Genomic DNA, 15,957 nt, shown 5'->3' with positions numbered 1-15,957 from the left:
GCCCAGGACCCGGCATCAACGCCCGACGGCGGCACGCACCATGCGGTGCTCCGGCAGTGAGTGCCACGAAGGATCGCACAGTTGGCGCTTCCCGTCCGGGACGAAACCGTTGCGGCGATAGAACGCCTGGGCCCGGTGGTTGTCGTCAAGGACCCAGAGGTAGGCCGGACCCGTGCCGATCAACGCATCCACCAGTGCCTGCCCAACGCCTTGCCCGTGGACCCGCTTCAGCGTATACAGCATGAACAGTTCCAGCCCGCACGGGCTGTCTTCGTCCCTGCCCGGCCCGGCCGCCGCGATGCCCACCAATCCACCCTTCGGGTCGTGGGCAACCACGCGCTGGTGGCCGGCTGCGATGTACTCCCGGTACCGTTCGATCCTGGCGCCCAGGCCGGCTTCCTGCCGTACGAAGAACTCCTCCGGAAGAAGATGTCCGTAGCTCTCCCGCCACGACTGGAGGTGCATGAGCGCCATGTCCTCTGCGTCGTGGACCCGGGCCGGCCGGATGGTGAAATCCATCAGCGCACCCTTGCCAGCGCGAAGCCGTCCCAGCCCTTGCTGCCCACGGTCTGGATCGCGGTGGAATCGAGCCGGGGATCCTGGCCCAGCATGTCCAGGGCCCGGATGATGCCGGGGGCATTAACCTCGTCCCGTTCCGGCTCAAGGATCGCACCGTCCCAGATGACGTTGTCCATCACGATCACCGTCCCCGGGTGGCCCAGTCGGATGGCCCAGTCCAGGTAGTTGGCATCGTTGTCCTTGTCCGCGTCGATGAAAACGAAGTCGAAGGATTCCTCCGCGGCCAGCGTCGGCAAGGTGTCCAAGGCAGCGCCCACCCTGATCTCCACCTTGTGGCCAACACCCGCCGCGTCCACGTTGGCCCGCGCCACGTCCGCGTGCTTCCGGAGGTATTCGCACGTGACGAGGCGGCCGTCGTCGGGAAGTCCCTGCGCCATCCAGATGCTGCTGAAACCGGCCAAGGTTCCGATTTCCAGGATCCGGCGGGCACCGCTCAGCTGCACCAACAGTTTGAGCAACTTCCCGGCGGTGGGAGCCACCTCAATGGGCGGCATTCCCGCTTGGACGGCAGATTCCAAGGCGCGCTGGTGCGCAGGATCCGGACCTACGACGACGTCAGTCAGGTATTGCTCCACCTCAACCCATGCGGGTTCGGCTGCGTGTTCAACCATGGGCCCCAGTCTGGCACCTGTGGCGCCTCCGGGGGAAGGAACTACTCCTGGTTGCCGAGGGCCCTCTCCAGCCGCTCGACCTTTCCGGTCAACTCGCCGGTGTAGCCGGGGCGGATGTCGGCCTTGATGACCAGGCTGACCCGGCTGCCGTACCGGCCCACCGCCTCGGTGGCGCGCTTGACGACGTCGAAAACCTCATCCCATTCACCCTCAATGGTGGTGAACATCGAATCGGTACTGTTCGGCAGGCCGGACTCACGGACAATCCTGACGGCGGCCGCTACGGCATCGTGGACCGATGCGTCCGCTGAGGGTCCGCCTTCGGAGGCGGAAGCAGGCTGGCCGGAAGGAGCAACTGAAAATGCAAGCAACATGAAAACCAGTGTTTCATGTACCGGTATGTCATATAACGGCCTACTCCCGCGTAACCACGGCGCCCACCCGCTCCGTTGCTAGTCTGGCAAGCATGGAACAGCCCTCCCAACGCAAGCCCCTCCGGGCGGACGCTGCACGCAATGTGGACAAGATCATCACCGCCGCCCGGCAGTGCTTCCGCGAACACGGCCCGGACGTTCCCTTGCAGACCATCGCCTCCACCGCAGGAGTGGGCCCCGCAACCTTGTTCCGCAACTTTGCCGACAAGGAGCAATTGGTTTTGGCGGCGTTGTCCCGCCAGCTCCGCCAGCACGTGGATCCCGTGGCCGAGGCTGCACTCGACGGTATGGACGCGGCGGAGGGCCTGATCAACGTGATCGACGCCGTGGTTCACGTGGCCAGCGAAGACGCCAACCTGCTCAACGCGGTGGCCGGGCGCCGCGGCCTGCTCATGGGCATCACCGGTGGACTTATCGGCTCCATGGCCACTTTGCTGGAGCGCGGACAGGGCCAGGGGTCCTTGCGCAAAGACATCACCATCGAGGACATGGTCCGCCTGCTGGCCATGCTCATCGGTGCCGTGGACACCATGGAACCCGGCTCACAGGCATGGAAGCGCCCGGTGGCGCTGATCGAAGATGCCATCCGCACCCAGCGGCCATCGCGGCCGCTGCCCGAACAGTCCGATATCCCCGGCGTCACCTTGTCCGACGTCGTCTAGGGTTCAGCCCCAGCCGAGCAGCCGCAACAGCGCCGCCGCGGCAGCACCGGATATAACCACCACCAGGAACGGCGCCCGCAACCACAGGGCCACCGCGGCCGCCGCCAGTGCGCCGATGCGGGCATCCAGCACCAGCCCCTGGCCCGAGGCCAAGGCATTGACTGCCGTCAGGGAGGCCAGGAGGCCGATGGTCATGGTCCCGGCGATGTGCATGATACGCGGGCTCTTCAGCAGCTTGGCCGGAACGAAGTACCCTACCAGCTTGGTGAGGTAGGCCAGGGCGCAGGCAATCAGGATCCAGAGCCACAGATTCACGAGGATCCCTCCCGCCCATGGCCGTGGCGTCCCGCGTAGGGGTCAATATCCGGTTCCAGTCCTTCGTCCATACGGGCGTGGCTGAACCAGCCGATGACGCCTGCGATCACCGCTGCCACCAGGATTGGCACGCCGGACGGTACGAACGGAACGGCCAGGATGGTCGCCAAGGCACAGGCAGCCGCAATGGCCCACGGTTCGCGGCCCTTGAGCCGCGGCCATAGCAGCGCCAGAAACGCAGCCACCGCAGCGCCGTCCAGTCCCCACTGCTTGGGATCCCCCATGGCATCGCCGGCCAGGGCACCCACAGCTGTGAAGATATTCCACAGAATGAATATGCCAATACCGGCCGTCCAGAATCCCCGGCGTTGCTCGCCCGCATCTGTTTGGCCCGACGCCGTTGCCGTGGATTCGTCGATGGTGATGTGCGCGGACACATACCGGCGCCATCCGCGGGGATGCAGCATGGCATTGATCTGCATACCGTAGATTCCGTTGCGCAGCCCCAGCAGTGCACTGGCCGTCATGGCGGCCACGCCGGAGCCGCCACCGGCAACAACCCCGATGAACGCGAACTGGGATCCTCCGCTGAACAGCAACAAGCTCAGCACCATGGTCTGCCAGACGTCGAATCCGGAAGCAACGGAGAGCGCCCCGAAGGATACCCCGTACAAGCCGGTGGCGATGCTCAGGGAAAGTGCGATCTTGAAAGCCGGCGAGTCCCGGAGCTTCATGGGTGCCGCTTCCTGGGAGGGACCGCTCATTTCCGCAGGCTCCATGACCACAGGATCAAAGGGGCCTGGAGGGGCAAGCGCAAGGTGTGGATCCTGCGTTCAGCCGGTGTCCCCTCCGGCCCGTATGCACGACGCAGAGCATCAATATGCCCGGCAAGGAATACTGAAAACATCGCAGTTGTCGCATCCGCCGCGGCTTTGCGGGTAGCGGGAATCAAAAGGCCGACGCCGAGTGCCGCCTCGATCAGGCCGGAGGACGCCACCCATTCCTCACGGGACATCACGGCCAGGGCACCATTGGCCTTGCTGCCGGGCTCGTCCCGGCGGCAGAGATACTCCGGAACCACGGGGTAGTAGAACTGCGGAGTGCGGAAGTGCTTCATGCCGCTGGCCAGGAGGAGCGCGCTCATTCCTATTACTGAGACGGAATGTAAGAGGTGCGATGGTGTGGGCGAACGGCGTAGCGACATGAGACCACTCAATCACAACGGCCGGGAGACCCGCCAAAGTTTCCCAACCAGGTCGCATTAGTGCGCGTTTTGAGCGCTCAAAACGCGCACAAGTGCTACTTAGTTGGGACGGCGAGCTGGGCCAGGACCTGGGCAGGCTTGTTGGTGGTGATCTCGTGGATGCCCAATCCCTGGCACAGGGCTACATCCTTGTCTGAATCAACTGTCCAGACACGGAAAATACGGCCGGACTCAAGCCATCGCTGGACGTTCCTGGCATGCTCGCGCACATAATCGATTCCCGGACCGGCGATCAGTACCTCGCCCGCGTCGAGGACCCGCTCGGCTTCCTGCTGGGTTGCCCTCATGACATTGGCCAGCGCGCCTGCCGTGATCGGGCCGAAGCCCAGGTCTTCCCGGATTTCCTGCGCGGTGAAGTTGTCCACCAACTGGCAGATGTGCTCACCGGGCACAGACGCCAGAAGATGCTGGATGGAATCCGTGTCGAAGCTCATGAACGTGATCCGGATATTGTCCAGCCGTGATTCCTCCGGGCTCCAGCCTTCGCTGCGCAACAGGTCCAGCACCCTGTCCTCAAGTTTGAGCCGGTAGGGGCTTGGATGCTTCAACTCAATGGCCAGTCCGATTTCCCGCCCGGCTCCGCGCAGGATGTCCAGCAGCTCCGGCAGCGTCAGGAACTGGTCGGCCGTCCCGCCGTAAGCGTCCGGGATGCGGGCGCCCTTCCAGGAGGAGAAGTCCAGGGCACGCAGTTCGTCCAGCGTCTTCTCCGCAACCGGCCCGGTCCCCGTTGACGTTCGGTCCAGGGTGGCATCGTGCAGGAGGACCACATGCTGGTCCCTGGTCAGGTGGACATCGCATTCAACACCGTCGGCACCATCGGCAATGGCCTTCAAGTAGGCAGCCCTGGTGTGCTCGGCGAAGGCAGCGCTGGCTCCCCGGTGCGCGTAGACCTTGGGCCGGGCGGGAACGAAGTCGTCACTTGTCATGCAGACACGGTAGCCCACGCTGTTGGACGCTCGGGGCTAGGCTGGATTAATGCAGGTGAACTCTGAACAAATCCCAGCCGAAGACGTCACCAACCATTCCCCAGCCACACCGGCGGCAGGCACCGCACGCACCCGCGGTGGGTCCGCCGTCGTCGGGCCTTCCTCCGGAGACGAGGAGAAGGCTGCGGCGCTGCGCCGTATGAAGCGGCTGGCACTGTCGCTGCTGATTGTCATGGCTGTGGTCTTCATGGTTGCCTTCGCATATCAAAAGGAATACCCCTGGCTGGAATACGTGCGGGCCGCGGCCGAGGGCGGCATGGTGGGTGCGTTGGCGGACTGGTTCGCCGTCACGGCGCTGTTCAAGTACCCCATGGGCCTCAAGATCCCGCACACGGCCATCATCCCGCGCCGCAAGGACCAGATCGGCGAGTCATTGAGCAACTTCGTGGAGAGCAACTTCCTGTCCCAGGAAGTGGTGCAGGACAAGCTGGCCAGCATCGACATAGCCCGGAAGGCCGGCACCTGGCTGTCCGGTCCCGGCGGTCCCGAGCGCGTAGCCAAGGAAGGCGGCGCACTGATCCGCGGTGCCTTCACCGTGCTTAATGACGACGACGTCCAGGCCGTGATCGAGGGGATGGTCCGAAAGCACCTGCTCACGCCTCCCTGGGGTCCGCCCGTGGGACGGATGGCGGAACGGATCTTCGCCGACGGCCACCACCACAAGCTTGTGGACCTGCTGGTGGACCGGGCAGCGGACTGGGTGGATGCCAACCACGCCACCGTCAACCGCCTGGTCTCGGACCGCTCGCCGGTGTGGGTGCCAACGTTCGTGGACGGGCTCGTGGGCGACAAGGTGTACGTGGAACTGCTGAAGTTCATTCGTGCCGTGCAGAACGACCAGAACCACCAGGTACGCCAGTCCATCGATGCCTACCTCACCGAACTCGCCCATGACCTGCAGCACGACCCCGCCATGATCGAACGGGCCGAAGCCATCAAGGCCCAGATCCTCGGTGACCCCGAGGTCCGCGAGCTGGCTTCCCGCACCTGGGGTACCGTCAAGAACGCGCTGCTCGCCGCCGTCGACGATCCCGACAGTGAACTGAGCCTGCGCTTCAAGGGCGCCGTCCGCGATTTCGGTGCCCGGCTGGTCAACGACCACGAGCTCGCCGGGAAGGTGAACGCGTGGATCGGAGACGCCGCCGGCTATCTGGTGAACACGTACCGCTCAGACATCGCGGGGGTCATCTCCGACACCGTTGCACGGTGGGACGCGGAGGAAACCTCCCAGAAGATCGAACTCCAGGTGGGCAAGGACCTGCAGTACATCCGCATCAACGGAACAGTAGTCGGAGCCTTGGCCGGGCTGGCCATCTTCACGGTGGCTCACCTGCTGTTCGGGTGAGGCTCAGCGCAACAGATGCACCATCTGGCCGGGTCTTGCCTGGCCCAGCGCGTCCAGGTCTTCATCACGCACCACCGCAATCACGGGCGAGGAACCCGTAGCCGGGTGTCCGGCCAGCGCAATGATGGGAAGGCCCGACGGCGGGAGCAGGACCGAGCCTGTCACCAGCGGTCGGGCCTGGGGTGCTTCGCCCGCCTCATGGAAGCCCTGGGCCGGTCCGTCGGCCGGGTGCAGGGAACGCCCCACCAGCCGCGCTCCGGCGCGGTCCGACTCAGGCGAGAGCGTCCAGGGTTCCGTGGTCAACCTCAGCCAGGTGGCGGCGTCGTACTTTTCAACGTCCGGGCCGGGCGCCACCCTGGCGACCACTGGTCGTTCACGGTCCAGGGCACGGCGGGCGGTCCGGGTCACGGCCGGGAAGGTGTGCCCGCTGGGCGGCCCGAAGGTTAGCGTCCGCCCTGTGGTCAAGGCATCGGACTGCGGTTCCATGCCGCCTTGCACCGCGAGGTAGTAGCGGATGCCGAACAGGGCAGGGCCGAACTCGAGCATGGCACCGGGGGCCACCCGGACCGCCTTGTTCAGGGGCAGCTCTGAGCCGTTGAGCTTGACCATGCCCTCCGCGCCGGAGACAGCCACGGCGGAACCGGTGACAAACCGCAGGCGAAGGCCACCCACCAGGACCTCAAGCCCGGCAGCCTCACCGGCGTTTCCCAGCAGCGCATTCGCCAGGTTCAGGGACGCCCTGTCCAGGGCCTGTTCCGGCGCCACCACCACGGCGGAAGCACCGGGGTCCATCACTATCGCACTCATCAGGCCTCCTTTGCATCTGGCCAAGCCGCGCCTAGGCGAACGCTTCGATCTCCACACCGGCGCGTTCAAGTCCCTGCCGCACGGCCACGGCCATGTCCACAGCGCCCGGGGTGTCACCGTGGATGCACAGGGAATCGGCCCGGACGGACACCACGGAACCGTCAACGGCCACCACTTCGGCCCGCGTCGCCAGCCGTACTGCCTGGGCAACCACGGCCTCCGGATCGTGCAGTACCGCGCCGTCCTGCGAGCGCGGAACCAGCGTGCCGTCCGGGAGGTAGGCCCTGTCAACGAACGCTTCCGCGAACACGGGGTGGCCGGACTCTTCGGCCAGCTTCAGCCATGCCGATCCCGGCAATCCGAGCACCGGCAGGCCGGGGTCGTAGGCGTGCACGGCGGCCACCACGGCTTCGGCCTGGTCCGGGTCATGGACAATCCTGTTATAGAGCGCGCCGTGCGGCTTGACGTAGTCCACGGAGGCTCCCACCGCGTGGGCTACCCCATCCAGGGCGCCCAGTTGGTAGAGGACATCCCCGAAAAGTTCATCGAAGCTCATATCCAGTGACCGCCGCCCGAACCCTGCGAGGTCGCGGTACCCCACATGGGCGCCCACCCGGACATCGAGGTCGAAGGCGGCACGGCAGCTGTCCAGCATGGTGAGGGGGTCGCCGGCATGGAAGCCACAGGCCACGTTGGCGCTGCTGACGATCCTGAACATGGAGGCGTCATCGCCCATGGTCCACGAGCCGAAGGACTCGCCCAGGTCAGCGTTCAGATCCACCGGTGCCCCCTTCCAAGGGAAGATCCTGCCTGGCTGCGCCGGGCTGGAGTTCACCGGGTACGGTGTCCGGCAGCGGCCCGAATGCTTCCTTGGCCGTGGCCACCACAGCCCTGCCCATCATGAGGTTGCCGGCGCCGCCAACCACCGCTCCCACCCCGAACGGAAGGGCCCTGCCCAGCAGTGCCGTTCCCTGCCGCTTCACCAGGCTCTTCAGGAAGGCCCGTTGGATGGCGTCGCGGATCACGCCGAACCCGCTGCCCGGTATCTTCTTGGTCAGGGTGCGGCCCCACTCGTTGGTGATGTCTTTCCCGCGGCCCAGCGACTGTCCGCTGAGTGCTCCCAGCAGGGATGTGCCTTCCTCGCCCAGCATGATGGCCATGACCATGGTCCTGGCCCTTTCGGGGTCGGTCAGCCGGATTCCGTGCAGTTCGGCCAGCGACGACGCATACAGTGCCGTGGTCTCCAGGAAACCCACGGTGGCCAGCGCGGACAGTCCCAGCGAAGCTGCGGTTCCAATACCAGGTACGACGGCGGTAGCGCCTACCGCTGCTCCCCCGCCTGCCACGGCGGCCAGGTAGTCACGCTCGAGTTTGGCGGCCAATTGCGCGGGAGTCGCGTGGGGGTGCCGCCGCTGCATCCGCCTGAGGTTCGCCAGGACCAGGGGCCTTTGCACGTCCACGGCCTTGAGCAGGGCGGTGTGCACGCCCGGCTTGGTGTTTCCCTGGGCGTCGAACACGGCGTTGTGTGCTGTCTTTTGGGCGATTTTCACAGCGGGGTTGGGTCGCTTGGGCATCTTCACCTCTCCATGGCAGCTGGCTCGTTTCCGAAGAACTACTGCGTTCAGCCTATGCCACGCCGGCTGCACACCGGGCGTAGACTAGGGTGCATTCACGGAAGCAGTCCCCTGGACAGGAGTATCCGTAATGAACCCAGCCGACAAGAACGAACACGTGATCAGGCACCACACCGATTCCCCGGCCGAGGGCGGGACCGAGGATTGGGTACCTGACGACATCGGCATCCATAGCCAGGATCCCGCAGAGGGACCGGACACGGACGACGACCAGTCGGCGCCGGGAGCTTCCTGACCCGCTCTCGCCTGTGGCCGCTGCCGGGTCTAGGCTGGTGGAATGGCCGCTCTGAGGGCGTTGCGCCCTTTTGCACACCGTGAATTCCGGGTGCTCATCGCCGCGCTTTCGGTCTCCATTTTCGGCTCGGGTATGTGGGCCGTGGCCATGGTGTACGAGGTCATCCACCTCGGCGGCGGTCCCTTGGAGTTGTCCTTTGTGGCAACCGCGGCCGGCGTGGGCCTGGTGGCGTTCGTCCTGGTCGGCGGCATCGCAGCGGACCGCATGCGCCAGCGCCTCCTCATCATTGCGGTGGAGGGTGTCAACCTGGCAGTGATCGCCACGGTCTCCCTGCTGGCACTGCTCAACCTCCTGCAGTTGTGGCACCTGGCGGTCGGGGCCTTCGTGCTGGGAGTGGGACAGGCCTTTTTCTTCCCCGCGTACTCCGCCATGCTCCCCCGCATCCTGCCGCCCGAGGACCTGCTGGCCGCCAACGGCATGGAGGGCACGGTCCGCCCCATCCTCCAACAGGCAGCAGGCCCGGCGCTTGCGGGCATTGTGGTGGCGTCCCTGTCCCCTGCGTTCGCGGTGACAGGAGTCGCCGTTTGCCACCTGGTGGCGTTCGGCATCCTGAATTTCCTGAGCCGGCAGGACCTGGACATCCGCGGGCCCACCGCAGACCTGGCCGGAGCGGAAGTCCCGGCCCGGACGTCCCTCTTTCACGACCTGCGCGAGGGATTCAGCTACACGATCCGCACTCCCTGGCTGTTGTGGACCCTGCTGTGGGCCTGCCTGTCGGTGCTGTTCCTTATCGGCCCCATCGAGGTCCTGCTGCCCTTTGTGGTTCGGGACCAACTGGGCGGTGACTCGCGGATGTTCGGCTTCCTGCTGGCGATCATGGGCGTGGGCAGCGCCGTGGCGTCCCTGGCTACGGCATCCTTCCGGCTGCCCCGACGCTACCTCACGGTGATGATTGTGACCTGGGGCGTGGGCAGCCTGCCGGTGGCGGCCATCGGGTTCATGGACAGCGTGTGGGTCCTCGCGGCTGCCATGGTGGTCTTCGGAGTCACCGAGGGCGTCGGTGTGGTCATTTGGGGAACACTCCTGCAGCGCAGGGTGCCACCACATCTGCTGGGCCGGATCTCAAGCCTGGACTTCTTCGTGTCCCTGGCCCTGATGCCGGTGTCCATGGCCCTCGCGGGTCCGCTGGCCGAGGTGGTTCCCATCTGGCTGATCTTCTTCGTGGGTGGGCTGGTATGCCCCATCATGGCCTTCGTTGCCCTGTTCGCGGCACGGATGACGGTGGACGAGATCCAGCACCCGCTGTCCTCGGATTCGCCAGATCCGGCCGGCCGTCCTTCAACTGCAGGTCATTCACCGGCATAGGTTGTTACTGCACGGGCAGGGGCCCCGTTGTCCGGCGGAGCACCACGTGCGGAGTCCGCACAGCGTGGGTGGGAGTCGCCGCGCCTTCCAGCCTGTCAATGGCCCTGTCCACCGCGGCCCTGGCAAGCAGCGGCGCATCCTGGCTGACAGAGGTGAGCTGCACGTAGCTGAGGCGCGCGAACTGGCTGTCGTCGTAGCCCATCAGGGAAACGTCTTCCGGCACCCTTAGCCCTACGGCGCGGAAGCTCTCCCGGATGCCCAGGGCGCAGCGGTCATTGAAGGCCAGGACCGCCGTGGGCAACTCGTCCAGCAGCGCCTGGCCTGCGCGCATGCCGTCCTCTTCCGTGGCCCCGCCCTGGACAACACGCGCCTCCAGGCCCCTGCTTTCCATCTCCTGGACGAAAGCCTCACGGCGCCTGGATCCGGACACGGCAGTTCCGCCGTGGACGTGCACAATCCTGCGGTGCCCTTGCGATACCAAGTGGTCCACTGCCAGCCGGATGCCTTGGAGGTCGTCGCTGCTGACTGAGTCCACGGTAGGGCCAACGTCGTCGCGCAACAGGCTCACCACCGGCAGCCGTGCGGAACAGCGTTCCAGTTCGTCCTGCCCCAGCGCCGGGGAAATCATGATCAGGGCTTCGCAGCCCAAATCCAACAGCGACTCCACGGCCTGCGACTCCGGGCGGTCCCCTGTGACTGCGCTCAGGGCGATGTCGTAACCACGGTGGGCGGCTCCGGCATACGCTGCCTCCACGATTTCGGCATGGAACGCTTGTGCCGTGGAGAAGGTGACGCCCAAGAGCCTGGTCCGTGAACTGCGGAGCAGCCGCGCCCTGCTGTCCGGGCGGTAGCCGAGGTTTCCGGCGGCCTCCAAAACCCTGGCCCGGGTGGCCTCGGACGCACCCGGGGCGTTGCGCATCACGATCGACACCAACGCCCGGGAAACTCCGGCTGCCTCTGCCACGTCCATTAACGTGGGGCGTTTTCCTGCCATGGCCCTCCTCCGACGGAGCAAGTCTATAGAACGATCCAGCAGATGACTGGCGCTCGGTTTGCCCGGCGGATGGCCGGACCATGGCGTGACAGGTACCAGACGTGCGGCCGGCCGCGACTCAGACGACCGACCGCACTAGCCCGGTTCCACAGCGACGGCGCCCCGGGTGGGCCCCAGAACCCACCACATCCATCGCTGCTCACTCAGCATTGCCCGTGGATCTGTACCGAAAAGGGCGACGGCACTGCACACCGGGCAACGACTTGGGCACTGGATATGTGCCACCTGACCAAAGATCGTGACGGAGGTTTTGAAAGAAGTTTTGCGTTCCGGGCCAGGTTCCTTTTGACACGTGAACTAGAACGATCTAGACACGACGTCCGGCACATGCCACCATGGACTGACTAGAACGATCTAGACCAGGAGAACCAGAAGTCCACATGACATACCTCCAGCATCCCGCGCCCCAAAGCCGGCCGGTCCGGATTGCCCTGCTTGGCGCCGGCTGGATCGGCAAATTCCACGCCGATTCCATCGCACGCCGGATTCCGGATGCCCGGCTGGAAGCCATCGCCGACCCCCTCCTTCCCGCCGTCCAGGATCTGGCCACCACGTTCGGGGTCACCAAGATCAGTACCGATGCCGCAGATGTCCTTGCCGATCCCGACGTGGACGCGGTCCTCATCGCCACTCCCCTGCGCTTCCACGCGGAACTGATCCAGGCCGCCGCGAAGGCCGGCAAGGACATCTTCTGCGAAAAGCCCGGCGGACGAACCATCGAGGAACTGGACGCGGCCATCGAGGCGGCGGCGAGTGCCGGCGTCGTCCTTCGCTTTGGTTTCAACCGCCGCTACTCCAGCGACTTCGCGGCCGCACGCAGGCTGATCGACCACGGCGTTGTGGGCACGCCGCAACTTCTCCGCTCCCTCACCCGCGACCCCGGCACGGAAGCCGGCCTTGGCAATCCTGAACGCATCGCACCGGGCACCATCTTCCTCGAAACCCTGATCCACGACTTCGACACCCTCAACTGGCTCAACCCCGGCGCCGTCCCCGTCAAGGTCCACGCCGTTGCCGATGCCCTGGTGGCACCCGAGGCGAAGGCGGGCGGGTTGCTGGATACCGCCGTCGTGACCGTCACGTACAGTAACGGCGCCATCGCAGTGGCGGAAGCGAATTTCAACGCCCTCTACGGCTACGACGTCCGCGGCGAAGTCTTCGGATCCGCAGGCATGGTCACCGCAGGCACGCCCCAGGCCACCAACGCCACCAGTTACACCGCTGCCGGCATCGCCTCGGACACCACGCGCCTGAACATCCACCTGTTCCACGACGCCTACACCGATGAGCTGGCGCACTTTGCGCACGACGTCGCGGCACGCCGCGGCTTTGAAAGCACGACGGCGGCTGCCTCGCCTACCGCCGCTCCCGGCGGGGTCGACGCCCGGAACGCCTTGGCCGTGGCGTTGGCTGCGTTCAAGTCCGCCGAAACCGGGCTGCCGGTAGACGTTTCGGAGATTGCTGAGCTCCGCCCGGCCGAAGGTGCCGTGCAGTTGCAGGGAGCCGGAGCATGAGTTTCCGCTTGGCTGTCTGCGCCGAAATGGTCTACGGCGAACTGCCACTGATCGACCGTGCGCGCAGGATCCACGATCAGGGTTTTGAGGTGGAACTCTGGGACACCCGTGGGCGGGACATCTCCGGGTTGGCGGCGACCGGCGCCCGTTTCTCCTCCATGAGCGGCTATTTTGGCGGCAGTGTCATCGACCCCGCCAACGCCCACGAGGTCCTGGCCTCGGCGGAGAAGCTCATTCCTACCGCCTTGGATTTGGGCGTGGAGCGGATGGTGGTGCACCCGGCCGAACTGGGCGAGGGCGGGCGTGCCGTGAGGCCAACGCACCGCTCCACGGGAGAAATGTGGCTGACCGGACTCCGCACGCTGGAGAAGCTCGGAGCTTTGGGCGCGAAGCACGGCATCACGTTCGCGCTCGAAAACCTGAACACCATCCTCGACCACCCCGGCATTCCACTCGCCCGGGCCAAGGACACTCTGGCACTGGTCCAGGCCGTGGATCATCCGAACGTCAAAATGATGCTGGACCTTTATCACGCTCAAATTGGCGAAGGGAACCTGATCGAACTGGTCCGGGCGGCACAGCCGTACACCGGCGAAATCCAGGTGGCCGACGTTCCAGGACGTTTCGAGCCCGGGACCGGGGAGATCAACTACCCGGCCATAGCCAAGGCACTCCGTAACGCCGGGTACGCCGGGGTGATCGGGATGGAAGCCGGAGCCGTGGGTGGCCAGGGCATCGAGGCAGGCGACACCGCCCTCGCCGCCTTCCGCACCGCCTTCACCTAACCCCCTCCCCTCCCAACTGGGTCGCATTTGTGCGCGTTTTGAGCGCTCAAAACGCGCACAAATGCGACCTACTTGGGTTAGTACTTGATGGGTTCCATGCGTCCGGAGCGCAGGGAGAGCACGGCGGCTTCGGCGATGGCTTGGGCTTTCAAACCGTCCTCCAGCACGGGAATGGACGCCGGGCTGCCTTCCAGCGAGGTCACGAATGCTGCCAGTGCCGCCGCGTACGTTGGCTGCACACGTTCGAACCATCCCGGGTGCAGCCCGTCCTCCACCACAACACCACCCGAGTACCGGGATACGGCGCCGTTCCGGTGGCGTCGGGCTTCCACCATTCCCTCAGAGCCCATGACCTCGATCCGCTCGTCGTACCCGTAGCCGGTGCGGCGCACGGAATCGATCTGGACCAACGCCCCTCCGGGGAGCCGCAACGTGACCGCGGAAGTGTCGACGTCGTCGTACTGCGTGATGGCCGGTTCCGCCAAAGCCGAACCCGTGGCGAAAACCTCCACCGGATCCAGGCCGGACAACCAACGCGCGAGATCGAAGAAGTGGACGGTCTGGTCGCGCAGCTGACCGCCGGAGGTGGCCACGTAGGACAGCGGCGGCATGGACGGGCCACGCGAGGTGAGCTGGATAAGCTCAACGGTTCCGATCCCGCCGGAGTCCACCACGCGCTTGAGTTCGGCGTAGTCCCGGTCGAAGCGGCGGTTGAAGTCCACCATCACCGGGATGCCGCTCTCCTGCGCGAAAGCGGCGGTCTCGCGGGCCCGGTCCAGGTCCAGGTCAATGGGCTTCTCGCACAAAGCGGCGATTCCGACGGCGGCGGCGCGGCGCAGGTGTTCGGCGTGCGTATCGGTGGACGATGCGATGAAGACGGCGTCAATCGCCTCAGGGTCGAAGACCTCCTCGAGCGATGTGGCTGCCGAGGCGCCATGCGCGACGGCGAGCGACTCCGCGCGCTGCCGGTCGACGTCGTACACCAAACGGAAGTCAACGCCGGGGTGGGCGGCAAGGTTGGCGGCGTGGACGGAACCAATGAAGCCGGCTCCCACAAGGGCGAAACGTTGCATGTCAGGCTACTGCTTTCTGTGAGGCGAATGCGAATGCGGGGACTTTCCACGCGGAATCATCGTGGTGCGAGGCGGCGACGGCCTCGACGAACTGCACACCGATCAGGCCGTCGATCCCGGTGGGGAAGGTCAGTTCACGCCCGGGCAGGGCCGTAGAGTCGCGGCGGGCACGCAGCACTTCGGCGAGGTCGGAGTAGAAATTCGCGAAGGCTTCAAGGAAGCCCTCCGGGTGGCCGAGGCCCACGCGGGTGAGCCGGGACGCGTCGTCGTGCAGTGTGCTGAGGCCGTGCGTGAGGATGGTGGCGGCGCCGGCGAGGTCCTGGACCTTGAGGTGGTGCGGATCCTCGTGCTGCCATTCGAGGCTGCCCTTCTCGCCGTAGACGCGGATGCGGAGGCCGTGGTTGTGCCCGGTCGCCGCCATGCTGGCCCAGACGCGGGCGGGGACGTTGCCGGTGAGTTCGAGTTCAACGGTGGCGTTGTCGAAGACGCGACGGTTGGGCACGAAGGTCTGCAGCCGGCCGGACAGGCGCTCGGCTTCCAGGCCCGTGATGTAGCGGAGCAGGTGGAAGGCATGGGTGCCAAGGTCCCCGACGACGCTCGGGAAACCGGCGACGTCCGGATCCGTGCGCCACTTGGCCTGCTTGTGGTCCAGCTCTTCGAGGGCTGTCGCCGCCCAGCCGGAGGCATGCTCGACGTCGACAAACCGGATCGAGCCCAGCTCCCCGTTGCGGACCATGCGGGCAGCCTGGCGGACCATCGCGTAAGCCGAGTAGCAGTGCGGAACGGCCAGGATGGCGTTGTTTTCCCCGGCGATGCGCACGAGTTCGGCGGCGGTGGCGGAGTCCTGGGTGAGCGGCTTTTCGCACACCACGGAGATGCCCTTTTCCAGGAAAGTCCGGGCGATCGTGAAGTGGCTGTCATTGGGCGTGGCCACTACCACCAGGTCAAGGCCATCTTCACGGGCGGCCTCGGCGCGGGCCATGTCGCGGATGTCAGCGTAGTTCCGGTCTTCCGGAATGCCCAGCCCGGCGGCAATCTCCCGGGAGCTACCAGGGTCCCGGCCAAAAATACCGGCCCGGAGATCGTAGTGGCCGTCCAGGCGCATTGCGTAACGATGCGTCTTGCCGATGTCCGCGCCGGGCCCTCCTCCTACCATTCCGGCCACCAGCTGCCGCGTGTTCGGTGCACTCATGAGAGATCCTCTTTGACTCTTTGGAATTTACTTGGACCGGTCCATAATGGCTGTGACGGACCTCCAGCGTCAAGCCCCTAAGCTTGGTTGCGGAGCGCTGGA

At 65.8% G+C, this 15,957-nt stretch carries 19 protein-coding genes; 6 read left to right on the top strand and 13 right to left on the bottom strand.

All coding sequences use genetic code 11. The annotated features are described in order from the left end of the window. Positions 1-15: 15 nt before the first annotated feature. The 3 genes from ACUYMZ_RS03035 to ACUYMZ_RS03025 are packed head-to-tail and all read right to left on the bottom strand — an operon-like array spanning position 16 to position 1,564. Positions 16-519, bottom strand: coding sequence for an N-acetyltransferase family protein (locus ACUYMZ_RS03035; RefSeq protein WP_481602052.1), 504 nt, complete (start codon positions 517-519; stop codon positions 16-18). Then, on the bottom strand, positions 519-1,190 hold the full coding sequence (locus tag ACUYMZ_RS03030) for an O-methyltransferase (protein WP_426005533.1): 672 nt from the start codon (positions 1,188-1,190) through the stop codon (positions 519-521). Before ACUYMZ_RS03030 ends, ACUYMZ_RS03035 begins: the two co-directional genes overlap by 1 nt. Before the next feature lie 41 nt (positions 1,191-1,231). Beyond that, positions 1,232-1,564 carry a thiamine-binding protein gene (locus ACUYMZ_RS03025; protein ID WP_426005531.1) on the bottom strand — a complete coding sequence of 111 codons (333 nt, stop codon included), beginning with the start codon at positions 1,562-1,564 and terminating at the stop codon, positions 1,232-1,234. A gap of 92 nt (positions 1,565-1,656) precedes the next feature. Here ACUYMZ_RS03025 and ACUYMZ_RS03020 point away from each other — a divergent pair, with 92 nt between their 5' ends. After that, complete coding sequence (locus ACUYMZ_RS03020; RefSeq protein ID WP_426005530.1) at positions 1,657-2,286, top strand: TetR/AcrR family transcriptional regulator; 630 nt, start codon at positions 1,657-1,659, stop codon at positions 2,284-2,286. Positions 2,287-2,289: 3 nt separating this feature from the next. Here ACUYMZ_RS03020 and ACUYMZ_RS03015 read toward each other — a convergent pair whose 3' ends face one another. From ACUYMZ_RS03015 to ACUYMZ_RS03000, 4 genes are all read right to left on the bottom strand, one after another. Continuing rightward, positions 2,290-2,601, bottom strand: a complete 312-nt coding sequence (locus ACUYMZ_RS03015; RefSeq protein ID WP_426005529.1) for an AzlD domain-containing protein — start codon at positions 2,599-2,601, stop codon at positions 2,290-2,292. Further along, positions 2,598-3,335, bottom strand: a complete 738-nt coding sequence (locus ACUYMZ_RS03010) for an AzlC family ABC transporter permease (protein WP_426007469.1) — start codon at positions 3,333-3,335, stop codon at positions 2,598-2,600. Before ACUYMZ_RS03010 ends, ACUYMZ_RS03015 begins: the two co-directional genes overlap by 4 nt. A 26-nt stretch (positions 3,336-3,361) precedes the next feature. Continuing rightward, positions 3,362-3,745 (bottom strand): DoxX family protein, encoded by a 384-nt coding sequence (locus ACUYMZ_RS03005; RefSeq protein WP_481602051.1) that lies wholly within the window; start codon positions 3,743-3,745, stop codon positions 3,362-3,364. 155 nt (positions 3,746-3,900) lie between these two features. Then, the gene (locus ACUYMZ_RS03000) at positions 3,901-4,791 is read right to left on the bottom strand and encodes a glycerophosphodiester phosphodiesterase family protein (protein WP_426005526.1); all 891 of its coding nucleotides are present in this window, start codon (positions 4,789-4,791) and stop codon (positions 3,901-3,903) included. A 49-nt stretch (positions 4,792-4,840) separates the two neighbouring features. On the opposite strand from ACUYMZ_RS03000, the gene ACUYMZ_RS02995 reads away from it, so the two are divergent. Continuing rightward, positions 4,841-6,196 (top strand): DUF445 domain-containing protein, encoded by a 1,356-nt coding sequence (locus ACUYMZ_RS02995; protein ID WP_481602050.1) that lies wholly within the window; start codon positions 4,841-4,843, stop codon positions 6,194-6,196. Between the two features lie 3 nt (positions 6,197-6,199). On the opposite strand, the gene ACUYMZ_RS02990 is transcribed toward ACUYMZ_RS02995, so the two are convergent. Genes ACUYMZ_RS02990 through ACUYMZ_RS02980 form a run of 3 tightly spaced genes read right to left on the bottom strand, consistent with a single transcriptional unit; the run spans position 6,200 to position 8,577 of the window. After that, entirely contained in the window at positions 6,200-7,003 is an 804-nt protein-coding gene (locus ACUYMZ_RS02990) for a 5-oxoprolinase subunit C family protein (RefSeq protein ID WP_481602049.1), read from the bottom strand. A gap of 31 nt (positions 7,004-7,034) precedes the next feature. Next, positions 7,035-7,784: a LamB/YcsF family protein gene (locus tag ACUYMZ_RS02985; RefSeq protein ID WP_442423250.1), complete on the bottom strand. Its 750-nt coding sequence runs from the start codon at positions 7,782-7,784 to the stop codon at positions 7,035-7,037. Further along, complete coding sequence (locus ACUYMZ_RS02980; RefSeq protein WP_481602048.1) at positions 7,768-8,577, bottom strand: hypothetical protein; 810 nt, start codon at positions 8,575-8,577, stop codon at positions 7,768-7,770. The genes ACUYMZ_RS02985 and ACUYMZ_RS02980 overlap by 17 nt, the downstream gene beginning before the upstream one ends. Positions 8,578-8,707: 130 nt before the next feature. Here ACUYMZ_RS02980 and ACUYMZ_RS02975 point away from each other — a divergent pair, with 130 nt between their 5' ends. Beyond that, positions 8,708-8,872, top strand: coding sequence for a hypothetical protein (locus tag ACUYMZ_RS02975; protein ID WP_426005518.1), 165 nt, complete (start codon positions 8,708-8,710; stop codon positions 8,870-8,872). A 42-nt stretch (positions 8,873-8,914) separates the two neighbouring features. Continuing rightward, a complete protein-coding gene (locus ACUYMZ_RS02970) occupies positions 8,915-10,237 on the top strand; it encodes an MFS transporter (protein WP_442423249.1) in 1,323 nt (440 codons plus the stop codon). 4 nt (positions 10,238-10,241) lie between these two features. Here the strand turns inward: ACUYMZ_RS02970 and ACUYMZ_RS02965 are convergent, their stop codons facing one another. After that, the gene (locus ACUYMZ_RS02965; protein ID WP_481602047.1) at positions 10,242-11,231 is read right to left on the bottom strand and encodes a LacI family DNA-binding transcriptional regulator; all 990 of its coding nucleotides are present in this window, start codon (positions 11,229-11,231) and stop codon (positions 10,242-10,244) included. A gap of 440 nt (positions 11,232-11,671) precedes the next feature. On the opposite strand from ACUYMZ_RS02965, the gene ACUYMZ_RS02960 reads away from it, so the two are divergent. Together ACUYMZ_RS02960 and ACUYMZ_RS02955 are read left to right on the top strand one after the other, a co-directional pair. Beyond that, positions 11,672-12,805, top strand: a complete 1,134-nt coding sequence (locus ACUYMZ_RS02960; RefSeq protein WP_481602046.1) for a Gfo/Idh/MocA family oxidoreductase — start codon at positions 11,672-11,674, stop codon at positions 12,803-12,805. Then, the gene (locus ACUYMZ_RS02955; RefSeq protein WP_481602045.1) at positions 12,802-13,590 is read left to right on the top strand and encodes a TIM barrel protein; all 789 of its coding nucleotides are present in this window, start codon (positions 12,802-12,804) and stop codon (positions 13,588-13,590) included. The genes ACUYMZ_RS02960 and ACUYMZ_RS02955 overlap by 4 nt, the downstream gene beginning before the upstream one ends. A gap of 77 nt (positions 13,591-13,667) precedes the next feature. On the opposite strand, the gene ACUYMZ_RS02950 is transcribed toward ACUYMZ_RS02955, so the two are convergent. Together ACUYMZ_RS02950 and ACUYMZ_RS02945 are read right to left on the bottom strand one after the other, a co-directional pair. Beyond that, positions 13,668-14,663, bottom strand: coding sequence for a Gfo/Idh/MocA family protein (locus tag ACUYMZ_RS02950; protein ID WP_481602044.1), 996 nt, complete (start codon positions 14,661-14,663; stop codon positions 13,668-13,670). Position 14,664: 1 nt separating this feature from the next. Further along, on the bottom strand, positions 14,665-15,855 hold the full coding sequence (locus ACUYMZ_RS02945) for a Gfo/Idh/MocA family protein (protein ID WP_481602043.1): 1,191 nt from the start codon (positions 15,853-15,855) through the stop codon (positions 14,665-14,667). Positions 15,856-15,957 lie beyond the last annotated feature (102 nt).

Source organism: Arthrobacter sp. T572, from assembly GCF_056780115.1.
Note: the sequence above shows the minus strand (reverse complement) of the source record. Positions and strands in the feature narration are given on the sequence as shown.

Coding starts and splice junctions, on each gene's coding strand:
- ACUYMZ_RS02995 (WP_481602050.1), top strand. CDS start 4,841: ATGCAGGTGAACTCTGAACAAATCCCAGCCGAAGACGTCACCAACCAT.
- ACUYMZ_RS02960 (WP_481602046.1), top strand. CDS start 11,672: ATGACATACCTCCAGCATCCCGCGCCCCAAAGCCGGCCGGTCCGGATT.
- ACUYMZ_RS03030 (WP_426005533.1), bottom strand. CDS start 1,190: ATGGTTGAACACGCAGCCGAACCCGCATGGGTTGAGGTGGAGCAATAC.
- ACUYMZ_RS02945 (WP_481602043.1), bottom strand. CDS start 15,855: ATGAGTGCACCGAACACGCGGCAGCTGGTGGCCGGAATGGTAGGAGGA.
- ACUYMZ_RS03035 (WP_481602052.1), bottom strand. CDS start 519: ATGGATTTCACCATCCGGCCGGCCCGGGTCCACGACGCAGAGGACATG.
- ACUYMZ_RS02990 (WP_481602049.1), bottom strand. CDS start 7,003: ATGAGTGCGATAGTGATGGACCCCGGTGCTTCCGCCGTGGTGGTGGCG.
- ACUYMZ_RS02970 (WP_442423249.1), top strand. CDS start 8,915: ATGGCCGCTCTGAGGGCGTTGCGCCCTTTTGCACACCGTGAATTCCGG.
- ACUYMZ_RS03020 (WP_426005530.1), top strand. CDS start 1,657: ATGGAACAGCCCTCCCAACGCAAGCCCCTCCGGGCGGACGCTGCACGC.
- ACUYMZ_RS03010 (WP_426007469.1), bottom strand. CDS start 3,335: ATGAAGCTCCGGGACTCGCCGGCTTTCAAGATCGCACTTTCCCTGAGC.
- ACUYMZ_RS03005 (WP_481602051.1), bottom strand. CDS start 3,745: ATGAGCGCGCTCCTCCTGGCCAGCGGCATGAAGCACTTCCGCACTCCG.
- ACUYMZ_RS02975 (WP_426005518.1), top strand. CDS start 8,708: ATGAACCCAGCCGACAAGAACGAACACGTGATCAGGCACCACACCGAT.
- ACUYMZ_RS03000 (WP_426005526.1), bottom strand. CDS start 4,791: ATGACAAGTGACGACTTCGTTCCCGCCCGGCCCAAGGTCTACGCGCAC.
- ACUYMZ_RS02950 (WP_481602044.1), bottom strand. CDS start 14,663: ATGCAACGTTTCGCCCTTGTGGGAGCCGGCTTCATTGGTTCCGTCCAC.
- ACUYMZ_RS02965 (WP_481602047.1), bottom strand. CDS start 11,231: ATGGCAGGAAAACGCCCCACGTTAATGGACGTGGCAGAGGCAGCCGGA.
- ACUYMZ_RS02980 (WP_481602048.1), bottom strand. CDS start 8,577: ATGCCCAAGCGACCCAACCCCGCTGTGAAAATCGCCCAAAAGACAGCA.
- ACUYMZ_RS02955 (WP_481602045.1), top strand. CDS start 12,802: ATGAGTTTCCGCTTGGCTGTCTGCGCCGAAATGGTCTACGGCGAACTG.
- ACUYMZ_RS03025 (WP_426005531.1), bottom strand. CDS start 1,564: ATGTTGCTTGCATTTTCAGTTGCTCCTTCCGGCCAGCCTGCTTCCGCC.